Annotated in this window: 11 protein-coding genes; all 11 read left to right on the top strand. The window is 64.7% G+C overall.

Annotated elements, in window-relative coordinates; genetic code table 11:
• Positions 1 to 194 precede the first annotated feature (194 nt).
• The 11 genes from AUC68_RS07890 (at position 195) to AUC68_RS07840 (ending at position 16,148) form a co-directional block, all read left to right on the top strand.
• Positions 195 to 653, top strand: a complete 459-nt coding sequence (locus AUC68_RS07890; protein ID WP_069437139.1) for a hypothetical protein — start codon at positions 195 to 197, stop codon at positions 651 to 653.
• Positions 545 to 2,461 carry an efflux RND transporter permease subunit gene (locus AUC68_RS07885; RefSeq protein ID WP_083240542.1) on the top strand — a complete coding sequence of 639 codons (1,917 nt, stop codon included), beginning with the start codon at positions 545 to 547 and terminating at the stop codon, positions 2,459 to 2,461. Before AUC68_RS07890 ends, AUC68_RS07885 begins: the two co-directional genes overlap by 109 nt.
• 27 nt (positions 2,462 to 2,488) lie before the next feature.
• On the top strand, positions 2,489 to 2,878 hold the full coding sequence (locus AUC68_RS07880; RefSeq protein WP_069437137.1) for a hypothetical protein: 390 nt from the start codon (positions 2,489 to 2,491) through the stop codon (positions 2,876 to 2,878).
• A 284-nt stretch (positions 2,879 to 3,162) separates the two neighbouring features.
• Complete coding sequence (locus AUC68_RS07875) at positions 3,163 to 4,215, top strand: phytoene/squalene synthase family protein (RefSeq protein WP_069437136.1); 1,053 nt, start codon at positions 3,163 to 3,165, stop codon at positions 4,213 to 4,215.
• A 133-nt stretch (positions 4,216 to 4,348) separates the two neighbouring features.
• Entirely contained in the window at positions 4,349 to 4,888 is a 540-nt protein-coding gene (gene idi / locus AUC68_RS07870) for an isopentenyl-diphosphate Delta-isomerase (protein ID WP_069437135.1), read from the top strand.
• 68 nt (positions 4,889 to 4,956) lie between these two features.
• Positions 4,957 to 5,367 carry a hypothetical protein gene (locus tag AUC68_RS07865; RefSeq protein WP_069437134.1) on the top strand — a complete coding sequence of 137 codons (411 nt, stop codon included), beginning with the start codon at positions 4,957 to 4,959 and terminating at the stop codon, positions 5,365 to 5,367.
• A gap of 125 nt (positions 5,368 to 5,492) precedes the next feature.
• Positions 5,493 to 6,752, top strand: a complete 1,260-nt coding sequence (locus AUC68_RS07860; RefSeq protein ID WP_069437133.1) for an efflux RND transporter periplasmic adaptor subunit — start codon at positions 5,493 to 5,495, stop codon at positions 6,750 to 6,752.
• Positions 6,749 to 9,913, top strand: a complete 3,165-nt coding sequence (locus AUC68_RS07855) for an efflux RND transporter permease subunit (RefSeq protein WP_069437132.1) — start codon at positions 6,749 to 6,751, stop codon at positions 9,911 to 9,913. The genes AUC68_RS07860 and AUC68_RS07855 overlap by 4 nt, the downstream gene beginning before the upstream one ends.
• A gap of 112 nt (positions 9,914 to 10,025) precedes the next feature.
• Positions 10,026 to 11,477, top strand: coding sequence for an OmpA family protein (locus AUC68_RS07850; protein ID WP_141701155.1), 1,452 nt, complete (start codon positions 10,026 to 10,028; stop codon positions 11,475 to 11,477).
• A 905-nt stretch (positions 11,478 to 12,382) separates the two neighbouring features.
• Positions 12,383 to 13,075 (top strand): pyridoxamine 5'-phosphate oxidase family protein, encoded by a 693-nt coding sequence (locus AUC68_RS07845; RefSeq protein WP_244500443.1) that lies wholly within the window; start codon positions 12,383 to 12,385, stop codon positions 13,073 to 13,075.
• A gap of 274 nt (positions 13,076 to 13,349) precedes the next feature.
• Positions 13,350 to 16,148, top strand: coding sequence for an AsmA family protein (locus AUC68_RS07840; protein WP_069437130.1), 2,799 nt, complete (start codon positions 13,350 to 13,352; stop codon positions 16,146 to 16,148).

Here is a 16,148-nt window from a genome sequence, read left to right as displayed (position 1 = left end):
ATGGCGCCGAAGCGTTTTCCCGATCGGCTTTTGTTGCCGGTCGCGCCGTATGATATCTTAAGAGAATCACAGACAAGGCTCCGGCGGCGTGCTTCGACTCTCCCGTCAGCTTGGCTCATCAGCGGCGGGAACAGCGGGCGATAGTGTCCAGGGATTGACTCGATGACGGCTGGGTTCGGTCTGGAAAAGCTGGGATGCTGGCGCAGCGCTTTCCGAAGATCACCCTGCTGATTGTGGCCGTGCTCACCGTCCCCTTGGCTCTTGCGGCGGCCAAGGTCGAATTCTCCAGCGATGTCCGCGAGATCTTTCGCTCCGGAACCCAGGGCTTCCGCAACCTGCAAATGGTCGAGAAGCAATATCCGCAGAGCGGCGAGGACGTTCTGCTGCTGGTGCAAGCCGACGATCTCTTTACGCGCGACAATCTCAATCACCTCCGCGATCTGCACCTGAATCTGCACTTCGTCGACGGGGTGAAATACGTGTCGTCGATGTTCTCGGCGCATGAACCGCCGGATTCCTCCGCGCCGCCAAGGCGGTCTTCCCGATGGAGTTTGACGATGCGGACCTGCCGGTCTTGCGCCAAAGGCTCTTGGCCCACCCGTTCGTGTCCGGCAAGCTCCTGTCCGACGACGCCACGACGGCGCTGTTCGTGATCGCCATCGAGCCGCGGCCCAAGATCGACGATCTCCGGGTCGTCGCCGACGAGCTGCGAACGGTGACGGACGAGGCACTGGCGGGCACGGACATGCATGGCGATCTCAGCGGGGTCGCGTTCTTCCGCCTCGAGATCGTCGGAGCGTTGGAGCGCGATCAGCGCATCCTCATCGGGGCCGGCTTCACGGTCTCGCTGATCATCTGCCTGATATTCTTTCGCAGCCCCATCTATGCGCTGCTTGCCGGCGTGCCGGCCGGCATTGCCGTCCTGTGGACGCTGGGAATCACCGAGTTGCGCGGGCAGGAGATCACGGTTCTGACCGGCGTGGTGCCGGGTCTCGTCACGGTATTGGTCTTCGCGAGTTCTTTGCATCTGATGTTCGGCCTCAAGCGCAATTTGGTCGGAGGCGATGCGCCGCGCGAGGCCATTGCGGCATCGGTCCGCGAGATCGGGCCCGCCTGCGTGCTCGCCGCCATGACGACGGCCATTGCGCTCCTGTCGCTCCTGCTGGTCCCCCATACGCTCGTCTCGGGGTTCGGCCTTACCGCGGCCATCGGCACCGCCGTGGCCTTCCTGGTGACGATCACGGTGCTGCCGGCGCTTGCGGTGTTGCTGCTCGGCCGGCGCGGGGCCAAGGAAAGCGCCGATCGCAGGCTGGACCGCATCTTTGCGGCGACCAGTGCGGGCTGCCGGCGGCTGGGCCGAGGGATTCTTGCCAACCCCGGCGCCTTCCTCGCCGTCGGGCTCCTGGTGGCGATAGGCGCGGGCCTCCTCTACGCCACGATCAGCCCCAGCTATCAGTACCGGGACTACCTGCCCGGCGGCAGCCGGGCCTCGAAGGTCATGGATGTCGTCGACGAGCAGTTCTCCGGCACCGAAGCGATCCTCCTCCATATCCAATGGCCCGAGGGAAAGCCGCTCGACTCGTCCGAGGTCCTGGCCGTCGTCGGCGAGGCGCACGAAACCTTGGAGAAGCTGCCGCTCGTGACAAAGGTGGTGTCCCTGCACAGCATCGAAACCTGGATGCTGGAGGGCGGGCTCAAGAAGGACCAAATTCTGGGCTTTCTCGAAGAGGCACGCTCGCCCTTCATCGAACGCATGATGTCCGTGGACCATAACTCGGCGCTTGTGGCCGGTTATTTCCCCGCCGTGGACGCCTCCGAGCTGGTGCCCGTCCTGGATGCGCTGGACGCTGACCTGGCGGCGCTGCGCGCGGCCCACCCGGATGTGGGCTTTGTCGCGACGGGAATTGCGGCGCATTCGGCCCGGGCGAGCTACGAGATGATCGTCGAGCTCAACCGGAGCCTTCTGATCGCCATCGGGCTCAATATCCTGCTGATTGGCCTCGTGTTTTGGTCCTTGCGGGCGGGTCTCTACAGCATGTTGACCAATATTCTTCCCATCGCCGTGGCGGGTGCGATTCTCCATCTTACGGGTGCCGGACTGCAATTCACCTGCGTGGTGGCGTTCACCATCGGGTTTGGCATCGCCGTGGACAATGCTATTCACATCTTGAACTACTATCGTTTGATGCGGTCCAAAGGCGAAGCCGTGAAGCCCGCTCTCGAGGAGACCATCGCCACGATCGGTCCGGCGCTGACCGTCGGGTGTCTCGTGCTGGTCGTCGGGTTCGGCGGCACGATCCTCAGCGAGCTTCCGAGCCTGCGCCTGTTCGGAGAAGTCGTCATAATGCTCTTGGCAACGGCGCTGCTGGCCAATCTTCTGGTCCTGCCGGCGCTCATTGCCTTCGTCGAAGGACGAAGCGGGCAAACGAGCGCCGCGCGGCAGACACTCAAAGGCGGCTAGGCTAGGCCGCGACCCAGGGAGGAACCCATGAGGAGCCTGTTTTCGCTGACCCTCATTCTATTCGTCGCGACGATCGCGCCGCTTCACGCAGAGCCCACGCCTCTCGAAGGGACGTGGAGTGGCAGCGGCACGATGCAGGCCATGGACAAGCCGCCCCAGAAGTTGACCTGCCGGATCAAATATCGACGCGAGACCGACAAGGTTTACAGACTCGCCGCGAAATGCGTGACCATCTCGACCGCGATCAACCAGACGGGGCAGCTTTTGAAGGTCAACCCGGGAGTGTATGTCGGCGAGTTTCACGTCGCGACCTACGACATCGCGGGGCGCATCCGGGTCACCATCGACGGCGACGTTCAAACCATGTCGTTCAAGAGTTCTCGGGCGAACGGAAGCGTAACCCTGACGAAGTCGTGACACGGCGGCGGGGCGCGTGTGCTAGACTGAGTCGGCATGCCAACGCGGACCGCGTTGCGAAAATGATCTGAGGAGGCCCCAAAATCGCCTCCCGGGGGGGATAACTCCAGGCGTTCTATACGGACCTGTACATAGGCGAGTTTGGGCAGCAACCGCAGCCAGCCAGAGATCCGCGGGCCTCGTGTGGACGGCGACGCGCATCTCCGATGTGCCGCCTTCGTCAAGGGGCGACACATCCTGGATGGGCTCAATGGGAGCGCCCGCGCGCGGCGTAACGGTGCAAGATGGGGACTTTGGACGGAACCGTGGTGGAAAGCGCAGTCGGCAAAGAAGAGCTCCCGCTGCTGTTGGTTCCGCAGTTGTCGCGTACCTTTGCGCTGACCATCCCGAAACTGCCGCCGGATCTGCGGCACACCGTCGGCGCGGCCTATCTTCTGTGCCGCGCCGTGGACACGATCGAGGATTCGCAGCTTGCGGACCGCGACGGGAAACTTGCCCAGCTCGATATGTTTCTTGCCGCCGTCGAGGGGCAGGGCGACTTGGAAGACGTCTCCCGGCGTCTCGCGGCCGAGCTTTCCGGTCAGGTCAGCGGCGAGGAGATCGGTCTTCTCGAGAGTCTGCCGGGTCTGTTCGAGATCTTGAGCGCGCGTCCCGCGAGACAACAGGACGCCGTCCGCACATGTCTGACGAAGATGGCCTCGGGCATGAAATCCTATGTCAACCGTCCGGCGGGATTGGCCGACATGGCCGAGCTGGACGACTATTGCTACGTCGTGGCGGGCGTCGTCGGCGAGATGCTCACCGAGCTCTTCTGCGATCATGCCCCGGACATCGACGAGCACCGGGATGCGCTGGAGAAGCGGGCGGCCAGCTTCGGCCAAGGTCTGCAGATGACGAATATCCTCAAGGACATCTGGGACGACCGGCGCCAGGGCCGGTGCTATCTGCCGCAGAGTCTGTTCTGTTCGGCGAGCCTGGATCTCGGCGACTTCGACGATGCCGCGAGGAGCCCAAAGTTCCGCCCGACCATTCATCGGCTCGCGACGATCGCGCTTGGACATTTGGCCGATGCGGTCGATTACACGCTGGCGATCCCGCGTCAGCACACGGGCATCCGGCAATTCTGCCTGCTGGCGATCGGCATGGCCTATGCGACCCTCAACCGGGTTGTGCAGGTCTCGCAGTTCACGTCCGACTATAGGCCGAAGATTTCGCGCTCGACGGTTCAGGGCGTCATGCTTGCGGCGCTCGTCATCTGCCGCAGCGATTCTCTGACCCGATGGACGATGTCCGGCATGGCCAGCCGGTGCCATGCCAATGCCATCAGCGAGAGTTGAGTCCCGCGGCGACGGGGCATGCCAAGCCGCGTCGTGACGGCAAAGATGGAGTGCTGACGCGCCGATCGCGAGCTCCCCGCCAACCGCTCCTGCGCCCCTTGACAGCGCCAGCCCAATTCAAGACGTTGGCGTCATGGAAACGCTTGAGAAGGTCATTCTCGTTGACGATTGCGATCGCGAGATCGGCACCGGCGAGAAGCATGACGTTCACAGGCAAGGCTTACTGCATCGCGCCTTTTCCGTGATCGTCTGGGACCGTGCGGACCGCCTGCTCCTGCAAAAGCGCCATATCGGCAAATATCATTCGGGCGGGCTGTGGACCAACGCGTGTTGCGGGCATCCGCGCCCCGGAGAAGACTGCGCCGCCGCCGCGGAACGCCGATTGCCGCAGGAGATGGGTTTTCTGTGCCCCCTCGAGGCGATCGGCACGATCCGCTACCGCGCGGAGCTCGATCACGACATGATCGAACATGAGATCGTCCATGTCTTTCATGGCGTCCACGACGGCCCCATCGTGCCGAACCCCGAAGAAGCGGAAGACTATCGCTGGGTGTCCGTCCGAGAGGTGCAAGCCGACGCCTTGGCGGCTCCTGCGCGATACACCGCGTGGTTCCGCAAATATCTGAAAGCGGAATGGCCGGTGATGCGCGCCGTTTCCGAGAAGTCCAACTGAGCACCGTTAACGACCTCACGGCCTCGTCACTTGACGTTCCGGGCCGCCGAGACGAGATTCGACCTGACATGGCCAGGTTCAGAACCATCGTGACGACGCTGATCGTATGCGCGCTTGCCGCTTTGCCCGCGGCGAACGCCAGTGCGGCCGTGCATATGGCTGGCACGATGGGCATGACGCATGCCATGGATGCGGCTGGGCCGGTCCCGCCCGCGATGCCTGCCGATTGCGAGAAGCACGCGACACGGGCGTCGACCCACCACGATGCGGGCCCAGCGAGCCCCGCCAAGCCTCACGGGCCGTGTTCCGACGGCGCTTGCGGCGGGAAATGCCTGTGCCTCGGCCTCGCCATGAGCGGACTGTTGGCCGTGGCGCCCACGACACCGTCTCTCCCGCTCGCCGCCGTTCGGACGGCGCGTCCGACCGCACAGCTTCGGGCGGCGTCCGTCGTCCCGCCGTCTCCTCCTCCGCGCGTCTAACCCTCGACAGCAACACGGCACTTATGGGTCCGCGCACTGTATCCGCTTGCGCGCGGCCCGGTGCATCGAGGTCTCCTGCAGCTTTAGGGCAGGGGTGACGCAACGATCATTTGGAGACGCAACACATGAAGCGTCTGACAAGCGCCGCGGCACTTGCGGTGGGACTCCTGGCGGGAGCCGGGGCCACGTATTGGTTCGTGAACGCGCGGCCGGCCGAGCAGCCCACGCCGATGGACATGGCGGGAGCGCCCGAGGGTAACGCCGCGCGGTCCGAACGGAAGATCCTCTACTATCGCAACCCTATGGGACTCGCCGACACCTCGCCCGTGCCGAAGAAGGACTCCATGGGCATGGACTACATCCCGGTCTATGCGGGCGACGAGCCCGACGACGGCACCATCTCGATCAGTCCGGGCAAGGTGCAGCGTAGCGGTGTGCGTACGGAAAAGGCCGGCAAGCGGATCATCTCGCGAGATGTCCGTGCCGCCGGTGCGGTCGAGCACGACGAGTCCCTGCTGACGATCGTAACCGTGCGGTCCGACGGCTATATCGAGGATCTCTTCGTCGACAAGACTGGGCAGGAGGTGACGAAGGGCCAGGCGCTGTTCCGCTTTTACAGCCCGCAGATCCAGCTGGCGCAGGCCGACCTTCTCGTCGCGTTGCGCGCGCAAGGCCGCGGCCGGCGCGATCTCGAGGGTGCGATCCAGAAGATGCGCAATCTGGGCGTGCCGCAGAGCCGCATCCAAGCGGTGCAGAAGACCAAAGACAATCCGCGTACGTTGGATTGGCCCTCGCCCGCGACGGGTGACGTGACCTCGAAAAGCGCCATCAACGGACAGTTCGTGGAGGCCGGCGAGGAACTCTTCCGTATCGCCGATCACACGCGCATGTGGGTGATCGCGGAGGTTGCCGAAGCGGATATCGGCGACATCGCGGTGGGGACGCCCGCCACGGTCACGCTGCGCGCCTTTCCCAACGATCCCGTCGAGACGGAGGTGAGCTTCATCTATCCGGAGATGCGCAAGCTGGAAACGCGCACGATCCCGGTTCGGATCGTGCTGGAAAACGAAGACGGCCGCATCAGGCCCGGCATGTACGCCGACATCGTCTTGCACCCGGGCCGGAAGACCGGACCCGTCACGGCCGTGCCGGCGAGCGCGGTGATCGACAGCGGTACGACAAAGACCGTCCTCGTCGCCAAGGGCGACGGCAAATTCGCGCCGCGCCCGGTGAAGCTGGGACGCAGGGGCGATGGCTTCGTGGAAATTCTGGACGGCCTCGGCGAGGGCGAAGAGGTGGTCACGTCCGCGACGTTCCTGATCGATTCGGAGAGCAACCTGAAAGCCGCGCTCCGGAACCTCGACCATGAGGAGGCGGCGCCATGATCGCGGGCATCATTCGCTGGTCGGCGCGGAACGTCGTCCTGGTGGGCATCGCCACGGTGTTCGTGACGCTGCTCGGCCTTTACGCGGTGCAGAAAGTTCCCCTGGATGCGATCCCCGATCTCTCGGATGTGCAGGTGATCGTCTACACCGAATATCCGGGACAGGCGCCGCAGGTGGTGGAGGATCAGGTCACCTATCCGCTCGCCACGGCCATGCTGACCGTGCCGAAAGCGCGCACGGTGCGCGGCTTCTCCTTCTTCGGCGTTTCGTTCGTCTATGTGATCTTCGACGACGGCACGGACATCTACTGGGCGCGTTCGCGCGTGATGGAATCGCTCAGCGCGGCGGCCGGAGACGTTCCGGCCGGGGTGACCCCCGAACTCGGGCCCGATGCCACGGGCGTGGGCTGGGTCTACCAATATGTCTTGCGGAGTGCGCAACACAGCCTCGCCGAACTGCGGACGCTGCAGGACTGGTATGTGCGCTTCGGCCTGTCCAAAGCCCAGGGCGTCGCCGAGGTGGCGAGCGTCGGGGGCTTCGTCAAGCAGTACAGCGTGATCGTCGATCCGCGTCGGCTGCAATCGCTGGGCATTCCGCTGTCCAAGATCACCGACGTGATCCGCGAGAGCAATATGGATGTCGGCGGGCGCACGCTCGAACTCTCCGAGCGGGAATACATGGTGCGCGGCCGTGGCTACATCTCCGGCATCGAGGATATCGAGTCCATCGTCGTCAAGAACGACGCAGGCGTGCCGGTGCTCCTCAAGGACGTCGCGCGCGTCGCGCTTGCCCCGGACGAGCGCCGGGGGCTGTCCGAGGTGAATGGGGACGGGGAGGTGGTCTCGGGCATCGTCCTGCAACGTTATGGCGAGAACGCGTTGTCCGTGATCCGGAGCGCCAAGGAGCAGCTTGCCGAGATTGCGCCCAGCCTGCCCGAGGGCGTAACCGTCGAGACGGTCTACGACCGTTCCGATCTGATCTACCGCGCCATCGATACGTTGAAGCGCACGCTCATCGAGGAAAGCCTGATCGTCGCGTTGGTCTGCGTGATCTTCCTCATGCATGCGCGGAGCGCGCTCGTAGCGATCATCACCCTGCCGCTCGGCGTGCTCATCGCCTATATCTGCATGTGGGCCTTGGGGCTTTCGTCCAACATCATGAGCCTCGGCGGCATCGCCATCGCCATCGGCGCCATGGTGGACGCCGCGATCGTGATGATCGAGAACGCACACAAGCGGCTGGAGCATGCACCGCCCGGCAAACCCCGTCGCGAGGTCATCATCGAGGCGGCGGTCGAGGTCGGGCCTGCCCTGTTCTTCAGCCTGTTGATCATCACGGTCTCGTTCCTGCCTATCTTCGCGCTCGAGGCGCAAGAGGGGCGTCTGTTCAAGCCGCTCGCCTATACGAAGACCTTTGCTATGGGTGCGGCGGCACTCTTGTCCATCTTCGTCGTGCCCGCGTTGATGATCCTGTTCGTGCGCGGCCGTATTCTGCCTGAGCACAAAAACCCGCTGAACCGTGTCCTGAGTTGGCTCTACCGGCCGGCGATCGCGCTTGCCATGCGCTTCCGGGTGGTCACGGTCCTGATCGCGGCCGCCGTGCTCGCCGCGACGTGGTGGCCCGCCTCCAAGATCGGCAGCGAGTTCATGCCCGCCCTCAACGAAGGCACGCTGTTCTATATGCCGACGACCCTGCCCGGCATCTCCGTCACGGAGGCGAGCAAGCTGCTGCAGACCCAGAACGAGATCATCAAGAGGTTTCCCGAGGTGGAGTCCGTCTGGGGCAAGGCGGGACGCGCGGCGACCGCTACGGACCCCGCGCCGATGAGCATGTTCGAAACGGTGATCAACCTGAAGCCGGAAGTTGCCTGGCGGGACGGCATGACCGTCGACAAGCTGACTGCGGAGATGGACGCGGCGCTGCAGTTCCCTGGCGTGTCCAATTCCTGGACCATGCCGATCAAGGCGCGCACGGACATGCTGTCCACCGGAATCCGCACCCCCGTCGGCATCAAGGTGATCGGCCGCGATCTCGACGAGATGGAGCGGCTCGCGCGGCAGATCGAGGCGGTTGTTCGCGACGTGCCGGGCACGACCAGCGCCTATGCGGAGCGCGCCACCGGAGGCTATTACGTCAATATCGACCCCGACCGCGCACGCCTGGCGCGCTACGGGTTGATGGTGGGCGATGTGCAGAACGTCATCGCCACGGCGCTTGGCGCCAATGCCGTCACCACGACGGTCGAGGGACGCGAGCGGTACAAGGTCGCGGTGCGGTATCCGCGCGACTATCGCAACGATCCGCAGGCCATCGCCAACGAGGTGCTGATTCCGACGCCGGCCGGCGGCACTGTGCCGTTGAACGAAGTGGCCACCGTCACGGTTGCCCAAGGTCCGTCCATGATCCGGACGGAGAACGCGCAGCTCGCGCTCTACATCTTCGTGGACTTTCGCGACCGCGACATCGGCAGCTATGTCGCCGACGCGCAAGAGGCTGTGGCTGAGAATGTCGCATTTCCGCCCGGCTATTACCTGACCTGGAGCGGCCAGTTCGAATATCTGCAGCGCGCCGAGAAACGGCTGCAGGTCGTCGTGCCGCTCACGGCGCTGATCATCTTCGTGCTGCTGTACCTCAATTTCGGGCGCCTGACCGAGACGCTCATCGTCATGCTCTCCGTACCTTTCGCCATGGTCGGCGGGATCTGGCTCATGTGGTGGCTCGATTTCAATTTCTCGGTCGCCGCTGTCACGGGCTTCATCGCGCTGGCCGGTGTGTCTGCGGAAACGGGCGTGGTGATGCTGATCTATCTGGATCGCGCCGTGAAGGACCGGATGGCGGCGTGCGCGCATGAGGGCCGTGCCTTCGGGGCACGCGACCTGCACGCGGCGATCGTTGCGGGCGCGGCCGGCCGCCTGCGCCCGAAGATCATGACGGTGGCGGCGATCGTGGCGGGGCTCTTGCCGATCCTTTGGGCGCATGGTGCCGGCAGCGCGGTGATGCAGCGTATCGCGGTGCCGATGATCGGCGGCATGGCCTCGTCGATGGTGCTGACCCTGATCGTGATTCCCGCCATCTATAGCCTCGTCAAGAGCGCCGGACTGCGCCGGAGCGCGGCCAAAGACCCGCGCGGGCACTCCGAGGTTGCGCCGCACCGGGTGTAAGCGGCATGGTGTCGTTCGTCTTTTGAGGACTCGCGCCGTCTGATTTGCGGTGCAAGGCCACGTCGCGTTGGCGGCCTCACGGAGATGCGGGAAGCGAAGGAGGGCGTAACCGGTGCGGAAGCTCTTAGGGATCTTGGTGTTCATTGCGGGCGTCGCGGGGCTGTGCTGGTACGGCGCGAAGCATGATGCCAAGCGGATCGAGCAAGCGGTGACCGATGGCGCCAGCGGCGCCGTCGCCGGATCGGTGCACGGCGTGACGACGGCCGTCTCCGGCCGCGACATCGAAGTGGGCGGCCTCGCCGACAGCAACGGCGAACGGTACCGGCTTCTCGAGACGCTCGGCATCGTCAAGGGCCGCCGGGTCGTGCGCGACAAGATGACGGTCCTGGAATCGGCCTCGCCTTATACCTTCTCCGCGGAGAAATCCGGCAACGTCATCACCGTTTCGGGCCACGTGCCGACCGAGGCCGCGCGGGAAGGGATCGCGGTCGTCCTGGACCACGATGCTTCGGCCTTGAAGCTTGCCTCGGGCGCCCCCGGCGCTTGGACGATCGTGGCGCAGGACGGGCTCAGCGCGCTGTCCAAGCTCACCAAGGGCACGCTGACCATGTCGGACAAGACGCTGCGCCTTTCGGGCCTCGCCGCGAGCCCGGCCGATGGGGAGGCGGCGCTGGCGGAACTGAAGGACGTGCCGCCCGGCTACATGATCGACTCGTCGTTCGACTATCTCGACGACGGCAAGCCGGTGAACTTCCAGTTGGCCTATTCGGCGTCGGACGGGGCATCGGTCAACGGCAAGCTTCCCAAGGGGCTGACGCCCGAGGCGCTTGCCGACGCGCTGGGCTTGGCTGTTTCGGGCGATCCAACCACGGGGATTTCGGGTGAACCGGGGCCCGTCCTGGCGGCGCTCAAGAAGCTGACGCTCTGGTTGCCGGAGTTCGAGACGCTGACCTTTAAGACGGCCGGCGGAGACAAGGGCTTCGATCTCACGGGGACTGGGTCTCCGGGCGTGGACCTCGAGCTTCTGAAGCAGGGCCTGTCGACGGATCTCGGCGGCGATGTCGCCGTTTCGGTCGCGGCGGCGGACGACCTGCCGCCCGAGGGCACGCAACGGGTGAACGCGGCGACCGGCGAGACCGAGGTGCTGACGGCCGGCTACTGGCTGCCGCAACTGGACTTCGTGGCGGGCTACGGCCAGTGCCGGGACAAGGCCAACGCCCTTCTGTCGAAGCGCGACGTCAATTTCGTGACCGGCTCGGCTCGGCTCGACGCCCGCTCCATGGGGGTCATCAATGCGATGACTTCGGTTGTTATGAAATGCGTTCAATCCGGCGACCTGCGCGTCGAGGTCGGCGGACACACGGATAGCCAGGGCGACAGCGCGTTCAACAAGACCCTGAGCCAGAAGCGCGCCGACGCCGTGGTGGCGGCCCTTCGCGCGCGGGGCGTTCCGGAGGACGCGATCTCGGCGACCGGCTACGGAGACACCCAGCCGATCGCCGACAACGACACCGAGGAAGGGCGGGCCGCGAACAGACGCGTCACTTTGGCGTTTTCTCAGTGACTGGCTCGACAGGAAGATAGAGGGGATTTCGTATGTTCAAGAACTGGGGCTTTTTGGTCGGAGAAATCTGGGTCCTGATCCTGCTCGCGGCCTTGCTCGGGCTCTTTGCGGGGTGGCTCATCTGGGGTGGACGCCGCAAGGCCGAATCGGACGGCGCGGCCGCCGAGGTCCGGTCCTTGCGTGCCGAGCTGGAGAGATGCCACACCGCCGGCCACGAGAAGGATGAGCTGATCGGTCGCTCGAAGCGCGGCTCGAGGGCCGGGGAACCGGGATCGCCGATGCAACCGTCAAGCCGGCGGTCTTCGCACCGGCTGCCGTCGCCGAAAGAACCGTGGATCCGGATTCGACCGCGACGGTGTCGACGAAGGCGTCAACGAAGGCGTCAAGCCCGTGACGCTCGATGCGCCGCGCGGCGGCAAGGGCGACGATCTCAAGAAGATCAAAGGCGTCGGGCCGAAGCTCGAGAAGCTCTGCAACCGGCTGGGCTTCTGGCATTTCGATCAGATCGCCAACTGGACCGAGGACGAAGTGGCCTGGGTCAACGCCAACCTCGAAGGCTTCAAGGGCCGCGTGACCCGCGACGATTGGGTAGCGCAGGCCAAGCTCCTGTCCGAGGGCGGCGAGACCGAGTTCTCCAAACGGGTCGAAGCCGGGGACTCTACGACAAGGACAAGAGTTGAGCAGGTTCGGCCTCGTGGCCTGACCGCCCGCCCAAGGCGTGCAACCTCGTGCGCCCGCCATCGGGTCCGGAGTCTTTGGGCCTCCACGGCAATCGGAATCGGGGCAGGCGGCAGCAGAAACGGACAAGCCCGCCAAGGGCACGGTCTGGTACGATACGGCCGCACAGAACGAGACGGACCGGCCTCGCGAAGGTCCCCGACGGGAACCACAAAGGGAGAGAGACGATGGAGACGGAAGACGAAGCGTCCATGCCCAATCCGGACGCGTTCTATACGCCGCAACAGCGCGCACTTCAGGATGAGTTGCAGACCCGGCCGCTCGCAAACGCAGTGGTCTTTGCGGTTGTGCGCGATACGCTCGATCCCGAGATGGCGGGCTTCATCGAGACCCGCGACTATTTCTTTCTCTCGACGGTGAACGGCGACGGAGAGCCCACGGTCTCCTACAAAGGCGGCAATGTGGGCGTGGCCCATGTGGTGGACGAAAAGACGATCGTGTTTCCGAGCTACAACGGAAACGGCATGTATTTCTCGGCCGGCAACATCTCCGCCACGGGCAAGGTCGGCCTGCTGTTCATCGACATGTGCACGCCCCATCGCGTGCGGGTGCAGGGCACGGCGTCCCTGTCGCAGAACGAGGCGCATATGCGGCGCTATCCCGGCGCCGAGTTCGTGGTGGAGGTCACGGTCGACAAGGCGTTCATCAATTGCGCGCGCTACATCCACAAGCATGAGCGCGACGGCAGCACGAGCCGCTACGTGCCGGACGCGAACGGCGAGGCGCCCTTCCCGGCCTGGAAACGGATCGACATGCTGCAGGAGTTCCTGCCGGCCAACGACGCCGGCAAGACCGCCGAGAGCGGCGGTACGATCACCGAAGACGAGTACAAGCGGAAGGTCATGGACGGAACGTCCTAGCCATGACCTTCGCGGCGCCGGTCTGTCGGGGTTGGCGGGAAGTGGCCCGGCCAGGAGCCCATTCCTGTCCGGGCCGAAACGCCTTTATTGTTAACTTCCCGTTCGGTTGAGCCCTGAAACGCTAGCCCCTCAATTCTTAACGAGGTGTTAACGGGCCGCTCTGTCCACAGCGCGTTACACGGAGTTGCATCGCCACCGCCGACAACCTCGTGGCTTTCCGGGCTTCCGGCATTGGAGTAGGCTCGCGGCTCCGCAACCGTGGCAGCCGTTCTCCATGAGTCTCTCATCGTTCCTCCGAACGATCCTCCAGGTCGGTTTCGTCTTCCTTCTGATCCTCGCGATCCCGGTCATGGGCCTTGTCGTGCTCTCGGCCGGACCCTTGGAAGAGGTGCGGCGGAAGGCTGCCGAGTACTTCCTGACGGAGGCGATCGACGTCCCGGTCAAGGTCAGCGGGCCCGTCGAGATCGGCTTCAGCCTTGCGCCGACCGTGTCGCTGCAAGACATCGCGGCGGCCGAGAGCGGATTGCCGTCCGACATGAAGATGCTCTCGATCAAGGCGGTCTCTGTGGAGATTCCGCTGCTGCCCCTGCTGAGGGGCCACCTGGACCTCAGCGGCCTGACCGTCGACGGCCTCAAGGTCGCGATCGACATCCCCGCGGGCCGGGACACCGAAGCGGCGGGCGTTGAAGCGATCGCCGCCTTTGTCGAAAACGTGGTGCACTCCAACGTCTCCAGCAATTTCGAGCTGCGCGACGCCACGCTCGATCTTACGGATCAGGAAAGCGGGTTCACGCTCGGCTACCGCCTCGATGCGGTGGTCAGCAAGGCCAAGGACGACGGGTCGATCGACGTGCACGCGAAGGGGAGCCTGAACGGCGAACCTTGGAAGCTCGACGGCGACGTGAAGCCGCTGGCGGGCGGAAACGAACGGACGTTCGACTTCTCGGTCGCCCATGCTGGCCTGGCGGCGGGGTTCACCGGCGACTACACGTTCGGTTCGGCCGGCGACGCCGTCGATCTCAAAGTGACGGCCAAGGCGCCGTCGCTCGGGCGGCTCCTCACCATTTACGAGATCAAGGGCGACTTGCAGGGGACCTTCGACCTTTCCGGGCAGATATCGGGTTCGCTCGAAGCCCTGAAACTGTCGGATCTCGATCTCGAGCTCGCCTTCGAGTCGGGCGATGTCTACACGCTCACCGGCGGTATCGAGGATCTATCCGCCGGGACGGGACTCGACCTCGTGCTGGACGGCAAGATCAAGCAGCACGAACAGCCAGACAGCCAGGTCTGGCCGTTCCTGAAAGTCGGCGTCACGGGCTTCTCGGGAAAGTTGCAAGGCTCCCACGCCGGCGTTCTGGTGCGCGACCTCACCATCGACACCACGGCGCTCGACACCACACTCAGCACCTTGGGGCCGATCACGGCCGAGCGCCTGTACAAGGACAAGCAGGGCCGGCTCGGAGTCTACGATTTGGTCGTCCTCGCGGGCGATGCGAAGCATCCGGGCGTCCGCATCACAGGCGACGTGAAGGACATCATCGACTTCAAGGGCGTCGACCTGAAGGGCGATATCGATATTCCGACAACGGAGTTCCTCGACCTGACCGTGAAGAAGAACGTCGAAGGGCTCGGCCGGTTTACCGGGGACTTCGCCGTTTCCGATGCGGACGGATCGCTCGGGCTGGAGGCGCTTTCCGCGAAGGTGACGGGCAGCAAGCTGCTTGCGCTTGCGCTGACCTTGAGCTTCGACGATGTGCAGGCCGGCGACGACTTCAAGCTTGTCACGAGTCTCGACGTTCCAAGCTTCGAAGCCCTGGCCGCCGCGCTCGGCTCCAAGGTCGCCGATGTCGGTCCGGTCAAGTTCGACGGCACCGTCTCGGGCGGCAAGAACAAGATCGACCTGGCCGGGACGGCCTTGGCCGGCGAGACCACGATCAAGGGCGAGCTCAGCGGCACCGTCTCAGACAGCAAGCCGGCCCTGACGGGCAGCGTCTTCTCGCCGCTCCTGCATTTGTCGGACATGCGCAAGCTTCATGCGGTCGGCGTCACCTATCTGGAGAACGTCGACAAGAAGGATCTGGATGTCGTCGATTACGGCAAGATGTGGAAAGACCTTCCGGTCGACCTCAAGATCGATGTGGCGAAAATCGCGGGCGGCGGAAGCGGCGCCAGTGAGATCAAGGGACGCGTCACCTACCTTGACGGGATTGTCGGACTGGAGCCGCTGTCGCTCACCTATCTCGGCGGCCGGGCGAGTGCGTCGGGCAAGATCGACACCCAGAAGAAACCGACCAGCTTCGCGTTGAAGGGCAGCGTGGACAGTCTGCGCATCGGCCGCATCTTGAACGAGGCGAAAATGCCGTTCCCGGTCCGCGGCTCGCTCGACGTGGAGTACGATCTGTCCGGCTCCGGCGACAGCGTGACCGAGATTCCCCGCACCTTGAGCGGGTCGGCGACGTCGTCCTTGCGCGACGGCTGGATCGGGTCCGATCTGATCAACCTGACGGGCATGAGTATCCCGGCCTGGCTTCTATCGCGCGGGCGCGACGGCGGCGGTGCCGAACTCGTCTGCGTGGTCGCCCCGTTCGCGTTCGACGAGGGCCGTGCAACCACCCACGGCCTCGTGTTCGAGACCCGCGAAGTCCAGATCGTCGGCGTGGGCTATGTGAACCTGCGGCGCGAGACCATCGATTTGCGCTTCAAGCCGCAGCCCTTGCAGCGGGAGCTCATCGAGACCTCGCAGCCCTTCGCCATCCAGGGCAATCTCGACCATCCTAAGCTTCATCTCGAAGGCGCGCCGGTGTTGAACGCGCTCGCCGGATCGCTCGCCTTTCCGTTCAACGCGCTCGACCACATCATCCAGCCCAAAATGGACGAGGTTCGTCACCGGCCCTGCCATGTGATCCATACGGCGGCTCCGGAAGAGCGCGAGGGGGAGCGGCGCGAGGAGGAACGCGGGCCGCTCGGTCTCGGCATCTTCGGGCACGAAGGCGAAGCGGCGCGCGCCCGCGAAGGCACGCGCGAACGGCGCCCCGAACATGAGGGACTGTTCGGCCGGGAACGGCGCCGCTGA

Origin of the sequence: Methyloceanibacter methanicus (genome assembly GCF_001723285.1) — a bacterium.
GTDB lineage: Bacteria > Pseudomonadota > Alphaproteobacteria > Rhizobiales > Methyloligellaceae > Methyloceanibacter > Methyloceanibacter methanicus.
The sequence above is the reverse complement of the archived record's forward strand: the minus strand, read 5'-3'. Positions and strand labels throughout refer to the sequence as shown.